Consider the following 14,682-nt stretch of genomic DNA (forward strand, 5'->3'; position numbering starts at 1 on the left):
ATGCAGGTCACCGTTGTCCGGTGATCTCCCGGGAATAATGAAATTGCATCGGCTGACACCGGTGCCGGATTGGGGATATGTCATGAAAAAACAATTGGGAAAAATTCTTTTTTACAGCCTTGCCATTATACTGACTGCACAGTTGAGTATGAATCTCTTTATCGCAGATTTTAAAATTTCTCTTGCCATCATATGTTTTGCACTTTTTCTGTTTCTCAGTGACTCTTTTCCTCTGCTTCCGGTTACTTTCTGCACTGCATTTGGTGTATATATTTCCCGTGCTCTCCTCTACTGGTTCCGCCACGGGGACTTTACCGGAACCGCCAGAGCTTATCTCCCGGAAACTGTATTTTTTATCTGCTACGGTCTTCTGCTTTTCCTGTATCAAAAGCTTTCCGCAGAACATCCTCTGAATCAGAATCATGCTTTTCTTCCTCTGATTCTGATCGATTACACTGCAAACCTCGCAGAACTGATCGTAAGACTTGGCGGCGGCGCTTTTCACTTCAAAACACAGGGAAGTATCCTTCTGATCGCAGTCCTGCGTACTCTGATCATCTGGTGCATCCTAACTGCCATTCACCGTTACCGGCATTTTCTTCTGGACCGGGAACATGAAGATCGTTATCGGCGTCTGGTACTTCTGATTTCAAAACTGAACGGCGAAGTTGTATGGATGCGTAAAAATACAGCTCTGATCGAAAGCACCATGAGTACGGCATATGCTCTCTATGAGCATCTGAAAGACTCTGACCACGAGTCCGACACTGCTTCTATGGCGCTTCATGTTGCAAGAGATATTCACGAGATCAAAAAAGAATACCTTCTGATCATGCGTGGAATATCAGAAGCATTGAACGAAGAACTGACCAGTGACGGCATGTACCTTCGAGATCTGTTTGAGATTTTAAAAGATGCCCTCATGCTTCTTGCCAAAGAGCACCACGTGGAATTACAGATGGATATTGTCTGCAGCGACAACCCTTATATCTGTCAGCATTATTCTCTAATGTCCATTTTCCGTAACCTCTTTATCAACGCGCTGGAAGCCGCAGATGGATCCAAAGCCTGGATTCAGGTCCTGCAGCAGTCTTGCGGTGACGATATGATCTTTACCGTCACTGATCACGGTCCCGGAATCGCTCCCGAATACATCAATGAAGTATTTGAAACCGGTTTTTCCACAAAGATCAACTACTCTACCGGAGAGATCAACCGTGGTCTGGGACTGAATCTGGTACAGGATCTTGTTGAAAATCAATTCCGGGGAAAAATCGAACTGACTTCCATTCCCGGACAGACCACTTTTACCATTACAATTCCAGCAAATAATCTGAAAGGAGAGATCGCATGAGATTCTATTGTCTTGACGATGATAAAAATATATGTAACATTTTGAAACTGATTATTCAGGACCGGAAACTCGGAACCGTCTGCGGCTCCAGCACCGACGGACAGTCTGCTCTTGAAGATCTACCGATTCTGCGCCCGGATATCGTGATCGTTGATCTGCTCATGCCGGAAATGGATGGCATTACTTTCGTCCGCCGGGCAAGAACTCTTTTAAAAGATACTGCATACATTATGCTTTCCCAGGTGTCTTCCAAAGAAATGATTGCATCTGCCTATGAAGCGGGAATCGAATTTTATATTCAGAAACCCCTCAACAGTATCGAAGTAGAAAAAGTCATCCTGCAGGTATGCGAATCCATTTCTCTGAAACGGGCGATGGCACAGATGCAGAATATTCTGAATCTGGCACCAGTCAATCAGGAGCACTTTTCAGATCCAAACCAGCGTGGCAGTTCTGCTTCTGCAAGGTCAGAAGACGAATGTCCCGGTACCCTCCGGACGATTCTTCAGCGTCTTGGAATCATTGGAGATATCGGAAGCAGGGATATTATCATGATCGTAAATTACCTGGTCAAAAACCCGAACCAGATAGACGACATAACACTGAATGAACTCTGCAGCAAGTTCAGTGACTCACCCAAATCCATGGAACAACGCATCCGTCGTACCGCAAGCACCGGAATGGTGAATCTGGCACATCTTGGAATTGAAGATTACAGCAATGAAATATTCACAGAATATTCCAATACATTGTATAACTTTGAGCAGGTGCGAAAAGAAATGGATTATATTCGCGGAAAAAGCAAAAAACATGGGAATGTGAAGATAAAAAATTTTCTGAATGCTCTTGCCGTATACTGTATGGACAACTAACGATCCTCTCGGCAGATTTAACAGTATCAAATCAGAAAAATTGTGAATTGTGACAATTTTTACATTTGGTACTGTTTTTTTTCGTCAATTCTGATACGATTTGAAACTTTCTGAAACTGGTCTTATATATTGATACCATCAATAACAGATCGGACTTATCGTTAAAAATAATAAGAAAAGTGAGGAATGTATATGTTAACAATTGTATCTGGAGTAGGACTTTTATTAATCACACTTGCCGGGTTTTCCCTTTTCAGCCTGAAGATGCCAAAAGGACAGCTTGCCATGTCCGGCATGGCTAATGCTGCCGTTGCTACATTTCTGGTAGAAGCTATTCATAAATATATTACCGGAGATCTGATCGGCATCGATTTCTTTCGTACCGTAGGCGAGACATCCGGAAGTCTCGGAGGCGTCGCTGCCGCAATTCTCGTACCGATCAGTATGGGCGCTAACCCTGTTCTCTGTGTCGTTGCCGGTGTAGCTGTCGGCGGCTATGGAATCCTTCCGGGCTTTATTGCCGGCTATCTGATCGGACTGATTGCACCGGTAATTGAAAAGAAACTGCCGGAAGGAATCAATATCATCGGCGGCGCACTGATCATTGCTCCTCTCGCACGTATCATCGCCCTGACTGTAGATCCTGCCGTAACAGCTCTTCTGACTCGTATCGGCGGAACAATCAGCGCTGCAACAGACCAGTCCCCGATCGTAATGGGATTCTTACTTGGCGGAATCATGAAGATGATCTGTACTTCTCCGCTCAGTTCCATGGCACTGACTGCAATGCTTGGTCTTACCGGTCTTCCTATGGGAATCGCCGCAATTGCCTGCGTAGGCGGTTCATTTACCAATGGAATCATCTTCTCCCGCCTGAAGCTCGGAGATAAGAGTAATGTGATCGCAGTGATGCTGGAGCCATTAACACAGGCCGACATTATTACTGCAAATCCGATTCCTATTTACTGTTCCAACTTTTTCGGAGGTGGATTTGCCGGAATATCCGCAGCAGTCTTTCACATTATAAACAATGCACCCGGAACTGCTTCTCCGATTCCAGGACTTCTGGCTCCATTTGCCTTCAATTCACCGCTTAAGGTCGTTCTGGCAATCGTCTTTGCAATTATCGGCGGAACTGTAGCCGGACTTGTTGGAAGCGCAGTATTTAAAAATCGCATTCAGGAGAGCACATCCTCAGAAACCGAATCTGAGATGCCATCTGAAATGCCTGAACTTGAGTACTAAGAGTACATTCCTGATTCCTTAACTCTTTGTATATTATGAAAAAGGACTATTGCAGAATCTTTAAGATATCATCTCGAATATACAATTTCCATAAGAAAAGCTGAGGTAAGCGAGTGAGCGTTGAAGCGTTCTTATGGAAATTGTATATCTCATGTGGAGTATATCTTGATTCTGCAATAGTCCTTTTTTCTTTATTCTTCTCTTCTTAAGATATCATATCTGTCAGCTGCCTCTTCAAGCTCCACATACAATACCTGTTTTGGATGCGGTGCACTCTCCTGTTCTTTTCCTTCCTCGTCCAGGATTCGTTTTACCTGCACTTTGATATTCCGTCCATCCGGTTTCATGATCTCAATCGTCTCTCCGACCGAGAATTTATTTCTCTGTTCGATACGGCAAAGTCCTTCTTTGACTTCTCCAACAATACCCAGATACGTATATTCTTTGATATAAGTGTTACTGTCATAGATCTGACTTTCTTCACTTGGCTTTCCAAAATAAAATCCGGTAGTAAACTGACGATACGTGCAATTGGAAATCTGTTCCTGATACCATGGCATATTGGCACGATACTTGTCCGGATCTTCCAGATAATCATCGATCGCCTTCCGATAGGTTCTGGCCACCGTGGCCACATAAAGAGCGGTCTTCATCCGTCCTTCGATCTTAAAGCTGTCAATTCCCGCATCTATCATCTCCGGGATATGTTCAATCATACAAAGATCTTTGGAATTAAAGATATACGTGCCACGCTCATTCTCATATACCGGCATATATTCGCCCGGTCTGGTCTCTTCGACAACCGCATATTTCCAGCGGCATGGATGGGTACAGGCTCCCTGATTGGCATCTCTTCCGGTAAAAAAATTACTCAGAAGACATCTTCCGGAATAAGAGATACACATTGCACCATGGATAAAGCTTTCAATCTCCATCTCCTCCGGGATATGGTCTCTGATCTCTCTGATTTCTTTCAGAGACAACTCTCTTGCCGTCACGACTCTTTTGGCCCCCTGCTTCCACCAGAAGTTAAAAGTGCCGTAATTCGTGTTATTTGCCTGGGTACTAATATGCCGTTCAATCTCCGGACAGATCTCCTTTGCCATCTCGAAGATTGCCGGATCTGCAATAATCAGTGCATCCGGTCCCATCTCCTTCAATTCTCCCAGATATTCCCTGACACCCTCCAGATCCGCATTATGTGCCAGGATATTCACTGTAACATGTACCTTTGCTCCGTGCTCATGTGCAAATGCAATTCCTTCCCTCATGTCATCAGCCGAAAAGTTCTTTGCTTTTGCGCGCAGACCAAATGCCTCACCGCCGATGTACACCGCATCAGCACCAAATATGACCGCAGTCTTCAATACTTCCAGACTGCTGGCAGGGATCAATAATTCCGGACGTCTGTTCTTCATCTTTCTATCTCCTTGTCACTTTATTTTTTTACACTCAGTGCCACTCCATCTCCCAAAGGCAGAATCGATGTCTGCAGTTCCTCCTTATGCTTCAATTCGTAAAGATACTCCCTCATACGACTGTGAATCGTGCGGTTTCTTCTCTCCACCGCATATCTGGATTCAATGATATCTCCATCCTGCAGTACATTATCTGACACCAGAACTCCTCCGGGTTCCAGCAAGCGGATCGCCTCCGGCATATAATGAATGTACTGCCCTTTGGCGGCATCCATGAAGATAAAGTCATATGGCCCTTCCAGAGACTTCATCACCTCCAGAGCATCCCCTTCGATCAGCGTGATCTGATCTTCCTTCCCGGCTCTCCTGAAATTCTCTCTCGCAATCGGAATTCTTTTCTCATACTTTTCAATCGTCGTAATATGTCCCTGTTCCGGAATATATTCACTCATCAGGATTGCTGAAAATCCAATCGCCGTACCTACTTCCAGCACACGCAGCGGCTTCTTCATCATCAGAAGCACTTTCAGAAAGCTCTGTGTTTCTTTTCGAATGATCGGCACAAATGTATCCAGCGCCTCCTGTTCAATTTCTTCAATCAAAGGCTTCTCCGGAGATTCCAGCGAATGAATATATGTTACCATTCTCTCATCAACTATCAAAAAAAGCACCTCATCTTCACAATATAGGGATTGCTGCAAAAGATTTTGCAACAATCCCTCTTCTTTTTCTTATACATCCATAATAATCGGTAATACCATCGGTTTTCTCTTGGTCCGTTTCCAGATAAAATCATTCATGGTATCCCGAATTACCAGTTTGATCTTGCTCCAGTCAGCATTGCGCTGATGGTTCAGGCAGTCCTCTACTGCATCTGTCACAATATTTCTTGCTTCTTCCATCAGACTTTCGGATTCCCGCACATATACAAAGCCTCTGGATACGATATCCGGCCCTGCAAGCAGCTGATTGCTTCCCTTCTCCAGGGTCAGTACAACGATCAGGATTCCATCCTCCGCCAGATGCTGTCTGTCGCGAAGCACAATATTTCCCACATCACCGACACCAAGACCGTCTACCAGAATCTCTCCTGTGTGTATCTTATCTACAACCTTTGCTTCCTGATCACTGACTTCCAGAACATCGCCTGATTTCAGAATAAAGATATTGTCTTTCGGAATTCCCAGGTTTCTTGCAATTGCAGCATTTGCTTTCAGATGACGATACTCACCATGTACCGGCAACGCATATTTCGGCTTCACCAGTGAATAGATCAGCTTCAACTCTTCCTGACATGCATGCCCGGATACGTGTGCATCCTGGAAGATTACATTTGCTCCCTTTGCAGACAGTTCATTGATCACCTTCGATACAGACTTTTCATTTCCCGGAATCGGATTGGAACTGAAGATTACTGTGTCGCCCGGCATAATCGTAACCTTTTTATGCACGTCTGCTGCCATACGAGATAACGCCGCCATAGATTCTCCCTGACTTCCCGTCGTGATCAGCACCGTCTTTTCCGGCGGATAATTTTTCATCTGATCAATCTCAATCAACGTATTTTCCGGCACATTCAGATAGCCCAGTTCCTGTGCAACCTGAATGATATTGACCATGCTCCGGCCTTCTACAACAACCTTACGGTTATACTTACATGCAGAATTGATGATCTGCTGTACACGGTCTACATTCGATGCAAATGTAGCTATGATGATTCTCGTATTCTGATGCTCAGCAAAAATGTGATCAAACGTAATTCCGACAGTACGTTCTGACTGGGTAAATCCCGGCCGTTCCGCGTTGGTACTGTCTGACATCAGAACCAGAACGCCTTTTTTCCCAATCTCTGCAAAACGCTGCAGATCAATTGCATCACCATATACCGGCGTATAATCCACTTTAAAGTCTCCGGTATGAACAACGATTCCGGCCGGTGAATAGATGGCCAGAGCCGCCGCATCCTGAATACTGTGATTCGTCTTGATAAATTCGATTCTGAACTGTCCAAGATTAATGGACTGTCCGTGTTTTACCACTTTTCTTCGGGTACTGCGCAGCAGATTATGCTCTGTCAGCTTCTTTTCAATAATACCCATAGTCAGCTTTGTCGCGTAGATCGGAAGATTCAATTCGCGCAATGTATACGGCAATGCACCAATATGATCCTCATGACCGTGGGTAATCACAAAGCCTTTTACTTTCTGAATATTCTCTTTCAGATAAGACACATCCGGAATCACAAGATCGATTCCGAGCATATCTTCTTCCGGGAAAGAGAGTCCGCAGTCCACAACAATAATACTGTCTTCGTATTCAAAGGCAGTAATGTTCATTCCGATCTTTTCCAGACCTCCGAGTGGAATGATACGCAATTTTCCGTTATTCTCTTTTTTCAAATTTACACCTCCACGTGCTTTTCCGTACTTGCCTTTTTCAGGCATTCCTGACACTGTCCATAGAATTTTAATTCGTGGTCCAACACGTGGAATCCCATCTCTTTCTCAATCCGACTCTCTAATTCGTCCAACAAGTCGTCTTTAAACGGGATCACCTGTCCGCATGTCCTGCATACCAGATGATGATGATGATGGTGTCTCTCTTCTCCATCATAAAATTCCCCTATCTCATAACGCGCACACCCGTCATCAAGACTGATGCGACCCACCAATTGCATTTCTAATAACAGTTGTACTGTCCGATAGATCGTTGCCAGACCGATCTCCGGATAGTCTTCTCTTACAAGTTCATAGATATCTTCTGCAGTCATATGTCTGTCTCGATGTGCTGCAAGTACCTCCAAAACCAGTAATCTCTGATTTGTTACTTTCAGACCTTTCTCTCTCAGCATTTTCCTGAATTTCTCTTCACTGATAGACATAAAAATTACCTTTCAATCTCAACATCCTCAAGCAGTTCTTCAAATACTTTCGAAATGGCAGTCAGCTCTACATCATCTTCTACGATCTCATATATGCTTTCTGCCGACTGAGCAGCAGATGTATCCTTCAAGATCAGGCATTCCGCATCATCATCTTCGGAATCTGTCACCAGAATATAAGATACACCATTCACCATGGTCTGTTCCAATACAAAAAATTCTACTTCTTCATGCATTTCTTCGGACATGAACTTTATCTTTTCCATATATACACCTCTGAACCGTTTCTGATTCATTATCTGCTTATGGCAATGAATCCAGATATCCCTGCAATATAAAAACTGCCGCAATCTTATCAATATATTTCTTGCGGTCTTCTCGCCTTACCTTATTCTCGATCAAAGTACGTTCTGCTTCCACCGTAGTCAATCGTTCATCCCACATTACGACTTCCAGTCCGGTACGTCTCTTCAGCATCTCTCCAAACGCGATCGCCTTCTCTGCCCGTTCTCCGATATCATTATTCATATGCTTTGGCAGTCCCAGAACGATTTTTTCTACCTGATACTCTTCAATCAGTGCCTCTATACGGGCACACGTCTTGCGCAGCTTATTCTCTTCCTTGCGGCATATGGTCTCCACAGCCTGGGCTGTGATCCCCAGAGGATCACTGACTGCCACACCGACCGTTTTGGAACCATAATCAAGTCCCATGATTCTCATTGTCATTATTCCCAATCATTATGCTTAATATACGTTTTAAGCATCTCTTCTACCAATTCGTCCCGTTCCATCTTCATGATCAGGCTTCTTGCCCCGTTGTGGCTTGTAATGTATGTCGGATCCCCTGACATAATATAGCCCACAATCTGGTTAACCGGGTTATACCCTTTTTCACTCAATGCTTTATATACGATTTCAAGAATATCTTTTGCCTGAATCTGCGGGCCGCTTTCTACCTGGAAAAACTGGGTGCTGGATAAATCTTTCATATACTCACGTCCTCTCAAAATACTTCATAGCTTATTCTACATGATACATCATAAAATTTCAATGCATTATTTGCAAATGACTCTCAATTTGTACATTTACCAGCTGATTGGAAAGATCCTCTGCCACTTCCATTCCAACCTTCACATATTCTTTTGTATGTCCGGTCTGATAGACCTTTCCGTCTACGCAGGTTTCCTCTTCCATCAAAACTTCCTGTGTCGTACCAATCAGCGTTTCTTCATATGCTTTCTGCTTTTGTCTGCTAAGTTCCAGAAGCTTCGCGCTTCGTACTGTCTTGATCTGATCCGGCACCTGATCCGGCATCACAGCTGCTTTTGTACCTTCTCTTCTGGAATATTTGAATACATGTGTTTCGTAAAAATTCACTTTATCAACAAATGCTTTTGACTGTGCAAACTCTTCCTCCGTCTCTCCCGGAAATCCCACGATCACATCGGTTGTAAGTGCCGGATTATGGAAATACTTTCTGAGAAGCATGCACTTATCATAATACTCATCTGCCGTATATCTGCGATTCATCCGCTTCAGTGTTGCATCACAGCCGCTCTGCAGTGACAGATGAAAATGCGGACAGATCTTCGGAAGTTTTGACAGAGTCTCTGCAAATTCTTCTGTAATAATTCTTGGTTCCAGAGAACCCAGACGGATTCGATGAATTCCTTCTATCTCATGGATAGACAAAATCAGTGATAACAGATCATCTCCCGTGTCCACCCCGTAGGAACTCAGATGGATTCCCGTCAGGACAACCTCTTTATAGCCATTGGCAGCGAGCCCTTTTACCTCCTCCAGAACACTCTGACGACTTCTGCTCCTTACCCGTCCTCTCGCATACGGAATGATGCAATAGGAACAAAACTGATTACATCCATCCTGCACCTTAATATAGGCTCTGGTATGCTCTGCCGTTCTGGAAAGATGCAGTTCCTCATACTCTTTCTCGTGATTAATGTCCGTAAGTTCCCTGCTTTTCACTTCCGTTTGCTGCAGCTGTCCGGCATTCTTTCTTTCATTCATGTATGTTTCCAGGATCGTCACAATATCTTTTTTCCGGTTATTCCCTACTACAATATCGATCACATCATCCAGTTCTTCCTTTCTTGCCTGCACATAACATCCACAGGCCACCACGATGGCATCCGGATTCATCTTTCTTGCACGGTGCAGCATCTGTCTGGATTTACGATCCGCCATATTCGTGACCGTACATGTGTTGATGATATAGATATCTGCCTCCTCCTTAAACGGAACGATCTCATAGCCGTCCTTCTCAAGAAGTTCCTGCATTGCTTCCGTCTCATATGCATTTACCTTACACCCAAGGTTGTGTAATGCCACTTTCTTCATATGTTTTTGTCCTTTCTATACAGATTGTTGTAACATCTAACGAAAAATCCCCAAATTCTTTGGCACTTTGTTCCTTGACTTTTGTACCCCTGACTTTTAATATATCTATAGAACACGAAAAGAACTCAAGGAGGGTATTTCCAATGAAAACAGTACAAATTTCTTTAAATTCAATTGACAAAGTAAAATCATTCGTAAACGATATCACAAAATTTGATCATGACTTTGATTTAGTATCAGGAAGATATGTAATCGATGCAAAATCCATCATGGGTATCTTCAGCTTAGATCTTTCCAAACCGATCGACCTGAACATCCATGCTGATGAAAACATCGATGAGATCATGGAAATGTTAAAACCATATCTGTGTGAATAATTTATTTGAAAGAAAAGGGCTGGCCTATTAAGGAACAGCCCCTTTTTTTATATTTATTTTACTTCAATGATCTCAACTGTATCAATAGCTTCTTTCATGAGATCATCAATCTTCTCTGCCAGTTTCTCTTCAGAACGGCGGATCACGTCAATATTTGGCTTTGTCACCGGATGTTTTGCAACAAAGATCGTACAGCAGTCTTCGAACGGCTGAATCGATGTCTCATAAGTGTCGATCTTCTCAGATACTTCAACGATCTCCTGTTTGTCAAATCCAATCAGCGGACGGTAAACCGGCATGGTACATACATCATTGGTTGCCGCCAGACTCTGCATGGTCTGACTTGCCACCTGTCCGATGCTCTCTCCCGTAATCAGTCCGAGGCATCCGTCTTCTCTTGCAAAATGTTCTGCAATCCGCATCATATACCTTCTCATAATGATCGTCAGCTCATCATGCGGACACTGATCATAGATATATAACTGGATATCCGTGAAGTTCACTACATGCAGTTTGATCGGTCCGGAATACTTTGCCACCTTCTTCGCAAGATCTACCACTTTTTGTTTTGCACGTTCGCTGGTATACGGAGGTGCATGAAAATACGTTGCTTCAATACCGACTCCGCGCTTGGAGATCATATAACCGGCTACCGGACTGTCAATTCCACCGGAAAGCAGCAGCATCGCTCTTCCGTTGGTTCCCACCGGCATTCCGCCTGCTCCCGGAATGATCTGGGAATATACGTAGATCTCATTTCTGACTTCAATATTCACCATTACATCCGGATGATGCACATCCACACGAATCTCCGGAAACGCATAGAGAATTGCCTCGCCAAGATCCCGGCTGATCTCCATGGAATTCTTCGGATAAGACTTCTTCGCACGTCTGGATTCCACCTTGAATGTAAAGTTCTTATCTTCATACATCTCATCCATATATGCAACCACGTCTTTTTTCAGCTGTTCAAATCCCTGATCTTCCATGCGGACTACCGGGCAGATTCCCACCAGTCCAAACACCTTTTTCAGATGTTCCACGGTATCATCATAATCATATTCGCCTTCACAGTCCACATAGATTCTCGCCTGTGACTTATACACCTGAAATTCTCCATCTACATCTTTCAGGGCATACCGCACCTGTCTGACGAGCGCATCCTCAAACAGGTGGCGGTTCTTTCCTTTAATTCCTATCTCACCGTATTTTAATAAAAATGTATGAAATCTCATCCTTCTGATTCCTCTCTGTTCTAATGTCTGGTATATTTTCTAAGCATCGGTACTATATTATATAGTGCATCCAGTGTATAGTCAATCTCTTCCAGCATAGTAAATTCTGACATACTGAAACGAAGTGTCGCATCCAGAAATTCCTGTTTTACACCGATCCCTTTTAATACGCCGCTGATCTGCGGATGATTGGATGCACATGCAGATCCCGCAGATACATAGATCCCTCTGTCTTCCAGCGCATGCAGCAGTACTTCACTTCGGATCCCTGCAAACCCGACACTGATAATATGCGGTGCTGAAGTCTCATCGTACAGCCCGTGGATCGTCGTATTTTCAATCTGACAGACGCCTTCTATGAAATGCTGCTTCAGGCTTCTCATTCTCTCAACTTTCTCATCCAGATTCTCATAGATGGTCTTTGCAGCCAGCGCAAGTCCTGCCGTTCCCGGAACATTTTCCGTACCGGATCGGATGTTTTTCTGATGTCCGCCTCCATAGATAATCGGACGGATCTTCACATGTTCACCGATATACAGTGCACCGACTCCCTTCGGACCATGAATCTTGTGTCCGCTGATCGAGCACATGTCTACCTTCAGCTTTTTCGGATAAATATGGTATTTACCAAAGCCCTGAACGGCATCCACATGGAAAAGAATATTCTTATTATAAGCTTTTACAATGCTCGCTGCCTCCTGGATCGGCTGCACGGATCCCACTTCATTGTTCACATACATCACAGATACCAGAATTGTGTCTTCACACAGTGCCTCTTTCAGCGCATCCAGACGGATTCTCCCATACTTGTCTACCGGAAGGTAAGTGACACGATACCCTTCTTCCTCTTCCAGAAACCGCATGGCATTCAAAATCGCCGGATGCTCGATCGAAGATGTGATCAGATGTTTTCCTGCACGTTTATTGGCTCTCGCCGCTCCTATCACCGCCAGATTATCACTTTCCGTTCCTCCGGAAGTGAAAAAGATCTCCTTTTCCTGAACCTTCCAGATCTTAGCCAGTGTTTCTTTGGCTTCTTTTATATACTTTTCCGCTGCCACACCCTTTGCGTGCATGGAAGACGGATTGCCGTAATCTTCACACATTACCTTCTGCACCAGTTCTGCCACATTTCGATACGCCTGTGTCGTTGCAGAATTATCTAAATATACTTCTTTCATGAATCGCACTTCCTACTTTTCTCTTTCTTACTATCAGATTATGTGATTACCCTTCCAAGTGGAACATCAGAACCGACAGTGTCGTAAGTCCGGCTGTCTCTGTCCTGAGAATCCTTCTTCCCAGTGTAATAACTCTTGCCCCACAGGCAGTCGCTCTCTCAACCTCTTCCTGTTCAAATCCGCCTTCCGGTCCGATGAAAATCCCAATTGACTGTCCCGGCCGGATCGAATCTATGATCCGCTTCGTCTCCTGCATGCCATCTGCCAACTCATAAGGAATCAGCACCACATCCAGCTTCTTTGCATACTCCAGTGCCTCCCGGTAATTCATAACCGGATGTATCTCAGGAACATATCCTCTTCCGGCCTGCTTTGCCGCACTTTCTGCGATCTGCTGCCACCGGTCAACTTTTTTCGCCGCCTTTTTGTCATCCAGTTTCACCACGCACCGCTTTGTCGCTACCGGGACTACCTGGTACACTCCAAGCTCCACTGCTTTCTGCACGATCAGTTCCATCTTATCCTGCTTCGGAAGCCCCTGAAACAGATAGATATTGGAAGGAAGCTCCGTATCCACAAGTCCCCTTTCCATGATCTTCAGAATCGCAATGTCTTCTCCATATTCCTGCACGTCACACCGATATGTCTGATTGTTGCCGTCACTGATCATAACCTCTTCTCCCACGCGCATGCGCAGAACATTCTTCATATGGTTCACATCAGAACCTTCAATATAGACCCTCTCTTCCTTCACCTGATCCGGTGTCACAAAAAAATGCTGCATGGCGTCTCCTAATTCTTTCTTGCAGTTACAGATACCCATTCACCCTGATGATGAACCTCCAGGACTTCCATACCTGCCTGTTTTACTGCATCCACAACCACTGTCTCTTTCTCGTCAATAATACCGCTGGTGATATAGATTCCACCCGGTTTCAGCTGATGAAGGATCACCGGTGTCAGCGGAAGCAGAACCTCTGCCAGGATATTAGCCGCTACAATATCGTATTTCTCATATCCAACCTGATCCTGTATCTCTTTCTGATCGATGATATTGCCGATCATCACCTCATACTGACTCCTGTCAATTCCATTTGCCTCCATATTCTCGTGAGTCGCATCGATGGCACAGGGATCCAGATCAGTTCCCACGGAATGCTTTGCACCGAACTTCAGCGCAAGCATTCCCAGGATTCCACTTCCGCATCCTACATCCAGGATCTCTGTATCCGGCGTCACATACTTCTTCAGCTGACGGATGCAAAGCTGTGTCGTCTCATGCATTCCCGTTCCGAAAGCAGTTCCCGGATCGATATGGATCACCATCTTGTCACTGTCTTTTGCTTCCACCTTCTCCCAGGACGGAATGACAAGAATGTCATCAATATAAAACTGATGAAAATACTGTTTCCAGTTATTCACCCAGTCTACATCCTCTGTCTGGGATTCTTCAATCGTACACTCCCCGACATTCAGATAGCTTCTCATCTCTTCCAGCTCTTTTCTCACATTCAGAAGAATCGTTCCTTTATCATCTTCTTCATCCAGGTAGAAGGTCAGATAGGCTGTTCCGTCATCTTCCGGTATGTCCGGCAGAATATCCACAAACATCTGCTCCTTATCGGACTGTGTCAGCGGAATCTTATCCTCAATCTGCACCCCTTCGATTCCAAGATCCATCAGCATGCTGCTGACAATATCCTCTGCTTCTGTCGTTGTTTTTAACCGAAACTGGTTCCACTTCATAATCTGTTAGTC

Annotated in this window: 16 protein-coding genes; 4 read left to right on the forward strand and 12 right to left on the reverse strand. The window is 44.5% G+C overall.

The genetic code is table 11. The features are described 5' to 3' along the window. Positions 1 to 82: 82 nt before the first annotated feature. From ABE547_RS07035 to ABE547_RS07045, 3 genes are all read left to right on the forward strand, one after another. The gene (locus ABE547_RS07035; RefSeq protein WP_347378100.1) at positions 83 to 1,354 is read left to right on the forward strand and encodes a sensor histidine kinase; all 1,272 of its coding nucleotides are present in this window, start codon (positions 83 to 85) and stop codon (positions 1,352 to 1,354) included. Continuing rightward, positions 1,351 to 2,226, forward strand: coding sequence for a response regulator (locus ABE547_RS07040; protein ID WP_347378101.1), 876 nt, complete (start codon positions 1,351 to 1,353; stop codon positions 2,224 to 2,226). Before ABE547_RS07035 ends, ABE547_RS07040 begins: the two co-directional genes overlap by 4 nt. A 192-nt stretch (positions 2,227 to 2,418) precedes the next feature. Next, on the forward strand, positions 2,419 to 3,471 hold the full coding sequence (locus tag ABE547_RS07045) for a PTS sugar transporter subunit IIC (RefSeq protein WP_347378102.1): 1,053 nt from the start codon (positions 2,419 to 2,421) through the stop codon (positions 3,469 to 3,471). Positions 3,472 to 3,662: 191 nt separating this feature from the next. On the opposite strand, the gene ABE547_RS07050 is transcribed toward ABE547_RS07045, so the two are convergent. The 8 genes from ABE547_RS07050 to mtaB form a co-directional block, all read right to left on the reverse strand. Beyond that, positions 3,663 to 4,889 (reverse strand): U32 family peptidase, encoded by a 1,227-nt coding sequence (locus ABE547_RS07050; protein WP_347378103.1) that lies wholly within the window; start codon positions 4,887 to 4,889, stop codon positions 3,663 to 3,665. A gap of 20 nt (positions 4,890 to 4,909) precedes the next feature. Further along, positions 4,910 to 5,551, reverse strand: coding sequence for an O-methyltransferase (locus tag ABE547_RS07055; RefSeq protein ID WP_347378104.1), 642 nt, complete (start codon positions 5,549 to 5,551; stop codon positions 4,910 to 4,912). Between the two features lie 69 nt (positions 5,552 to 5,620). After that, on the reverse strand, positions 5,621 to 7,288 hold the full coding sequence (locus ABE547_RS07060) for a ribonuclease J (protein ID WP_347378105.1): 1,668 nt from the start codon (positions 7,286 to 7,288) through the stop codon (positions 5,621 to 5,623). Positions 7,289 to 7,290: 2 nt separating this feature from the next. After that, positions 7,291 to 7,770 carry a Fur family transcriptional regulator gene (locus ABE547_RS07065; protein WP_347378106.1) on the reverse strand — a complete coding sequence of 160 codons (480 nt, stop codon included), beginning with the start codon at positions 7,768 to 7,770 and terminating at the stop codon, positions 7,291 to 7,293. Positions 7,771 to 7,775: 5 nt separating this feature from the next. Then, a complete protein-coding gene (locus tag ABE547_RS07070) occupies positions 7,776 to 8,036 on the reverse strand; it encodes a DUF1292 domain-containing protein (RefSeq protein ID WP_347378107.1) in 261 nt (86 codons plus the stop codon). Positions 8,037 to 8,073: 37 nt separating this feature from the next. Then, entirely contained in the window at positions 8,074 to 8,493 is a 420-nt protein-coding gene (ruvX, locus tag ABE547_RS07075) for a Holliday junction resolvase RuvX (RefSeq protein WP_347378108.1), read from the reverse strand. A 5-nt stretch (positions 8,494 to 8,498) separates the two neighbouring features. Next, entirely contained in the window at positions 8,499 to 8,762 is a 264-nt protein-coding gene (locus ABE547_RS07080; RefSeq protein ID WP_235249653.1) for an IreB family regulatory phosphoprotein, read from the reverse strand. A gap of 58 nt (positions 8,763 to 8,820) precedes the next feature. After that, entirely contained in the window at positions 8,821 to 10,131 is a 1,311-nt protein-coding gene (gene mtaB / locus ABE547_RS07085; protein WP_347378109.1) for a tRNA (N(6)-L-threonylcarbamoyladenosine(37)-C(2))-methylthiotransferase MtaB, read from the reverse strand. A 143-nt stretch (positions 10,132 to 10,274) separates the two neighbouring features. On the opposite strand from mtaB, the gene ABE547_RS07090 reads away from it, so the two are divergent. Beyond that, positions 10,275 to 10,508: an HPr family phosphocarrier protein gene (locus tag ABE547_RS07090; protein ID WP_347378110.1), complete on the forward strand. Its 234-nt coding sequence runs from the start codon at positions 10,275 to 10,277 to the stop codon at positions 10,506 to 10,508. 53 nt (positions 10,509 to 10,561) lie between these two features. On the opposite strand, the gene thiI is transcribed toward ABE547_RS07090, so the two are convergent. Genes thiI through prmA form a run of 4 tightly spaced genes read right to left on the reverse strand, consistent with a single transcriptional unit; the run spans position 10,562 to position 14,670 of the window. After that, the gene (gene thiI / locus ABE547_RS07095; protein ID WP_347378111.1) at positions 10,562 to 11,743 is read right to left on the reverse strand and encodes a tRNA uracil 4-sulfurtransferase ThiI; all 1,182 of its coding nucleotides are present in this window, start codon (positions 11,741 to 11,743) and stop codon (positions 10,562 to 10,564) included. 20 nt (positions 11,744 to 11,763) lie between these two features. After that, positions 11,764 to 12,924, reverse strand: a complete 1,161-nt coding sequence (locus ABE547_RS07100) for a cysteine desulfurase family protein (RefSeq protein WP_347378112.1) — start codon at positions 12,922 to 12,924, stop codon at positions 11,764 to 11,766. Between the two features lie 46 nt (positions 12,925 to 12,970). Further along, a complete protein-coding gene (locus tag ABE547_RS07105; protein ID WP_347378113.1) occupies positions 12,971 to 13,708 on the reverse strand; it encodes a 16S rRNA (uracil(1498)-N(3))-methyltransferase in 738 nt (245 codons plus the stop codon). Positions 13,709 to 13,716: 8 nt separating this feature from the next. After that, complete coding sequence (gene prmA, locus ABE547_RS07110; RefSeq protein ID WP_347378114.1) at positions 13,717 to 14,670, reverse strand: 50S ribosomal protein L11 methyltransferase; 954 nt, start codon at positions 14,668 to 14,670, stop codon at positions 13,717 to 13,719. Positions 14,671 to 14,682 lie beyond the last annotated feature (12 nt).

Origin of the sequence: Dorea sp. YH-dor226, from assembly GCF_039832105.1 — a bacterium.
Taxonomy (GTDB): domain Bacteria; phylum Bacillota; class Clostridia; order Lachnospirales; family Lachnospiraceae; genus Dorea_A.

Bases quoted from the DNA above. Each gene is read 5' to 3' on its own strand.
- ruvX (WP_347378108.1), bottom strand. From the start codon at position 8,493: ATGAGAATCATGGGACTTGATTATGGTTCCAAAACGGTCGGTGTGGCA.
- ABE547_RS07080 (WP_235249653.1), bottom strand. From the start codon at position 8,762: ATGAAAGATTTATCCAGCACCCAGTTTTTCCAGGTAGAAAGCGGCCCG.
- ABE547_RS07035 (WP_347378100.1), top strand. From the start codon at position 83: ATGAAAAAACAATTGGGAAAAATTCTTTTTTACAGCCTTGCCATTATA.
- mtaB (WP_347378109.1), bottom strand. From the start codon at position 10,131: ATGAAGAAAGTGGCATTACACAACCTTGGGTGTAAGGTAAATGCATAT.
- ABE547_RS07105 (WP_347378113.1), bottom strand. From the start codon at position 13,708: ATGCAGCATTTTTTTGTGACACCGGATCAGGTGAAGGAAGAGAGGGTC.
- ABE547_RS07100 (WP_347378112.1), bottom strand. From the start codon at position 12,924: ATGAAAGAAGTATATTTAGATAATTCTGCAACGACACAGGCGTATCGA.
- ABE547_RS07050 (WP_347378103.1), bottom strand. From the start codon at position 4,889: ATGAAGAACAGACGTCCGGAATTATTGATCCCTGCCAGCAGTCTGGAA.
- thiI (WP_347378111.1), bottom strand. From the start codon at position 11,743: ATGAGATTTCATACATTTTTATTAAAATACGGTGAGATAGGAATTAAA.
- prmA (WP_347378114.1), bottom strand. From the start codon at position 14,670: ATGAAGTGGAACCAGTTTCGGTTAAAAACAACGACAGAAGCAGAGGAT.
- ABE547_RS07090 (WP_347378110.1), top strand. From the start codon at position 10,275: ATGAAAACAGTACAAATTTCTTTAAATTCAATTGACAAAGTAAAATCA.
- ABE547_RS07040 (WP_347378101.1), top strand. From the start codon at position 1,351: ATGAGATTCTATTGTCTTGACGATGATAAAAATATATGTAACATTTTG.
- ABE547_RS07070 (WP_347378107.1), bottom strand. From the start codon at position 8,036: ATGGAAAAGATAAAGTTCATGTCCGAAGAAATGCATGAAGAAGTAGAA.
- ABE547_RS07065 (WP_347378106.1), bottom strand. From the start codon at position 7,770: ATGTCTATCAGTGAAGAGAAATTCAGGAAAATGCTGAGAGAGAAAGGT.
- ABE547_RS07045 (WP_347378102.1), top strand. From the start codon at position 2,419: ATGTTAACAATTGTATCTGGAGTAGGACTTTTATTAATCACACTTGCC.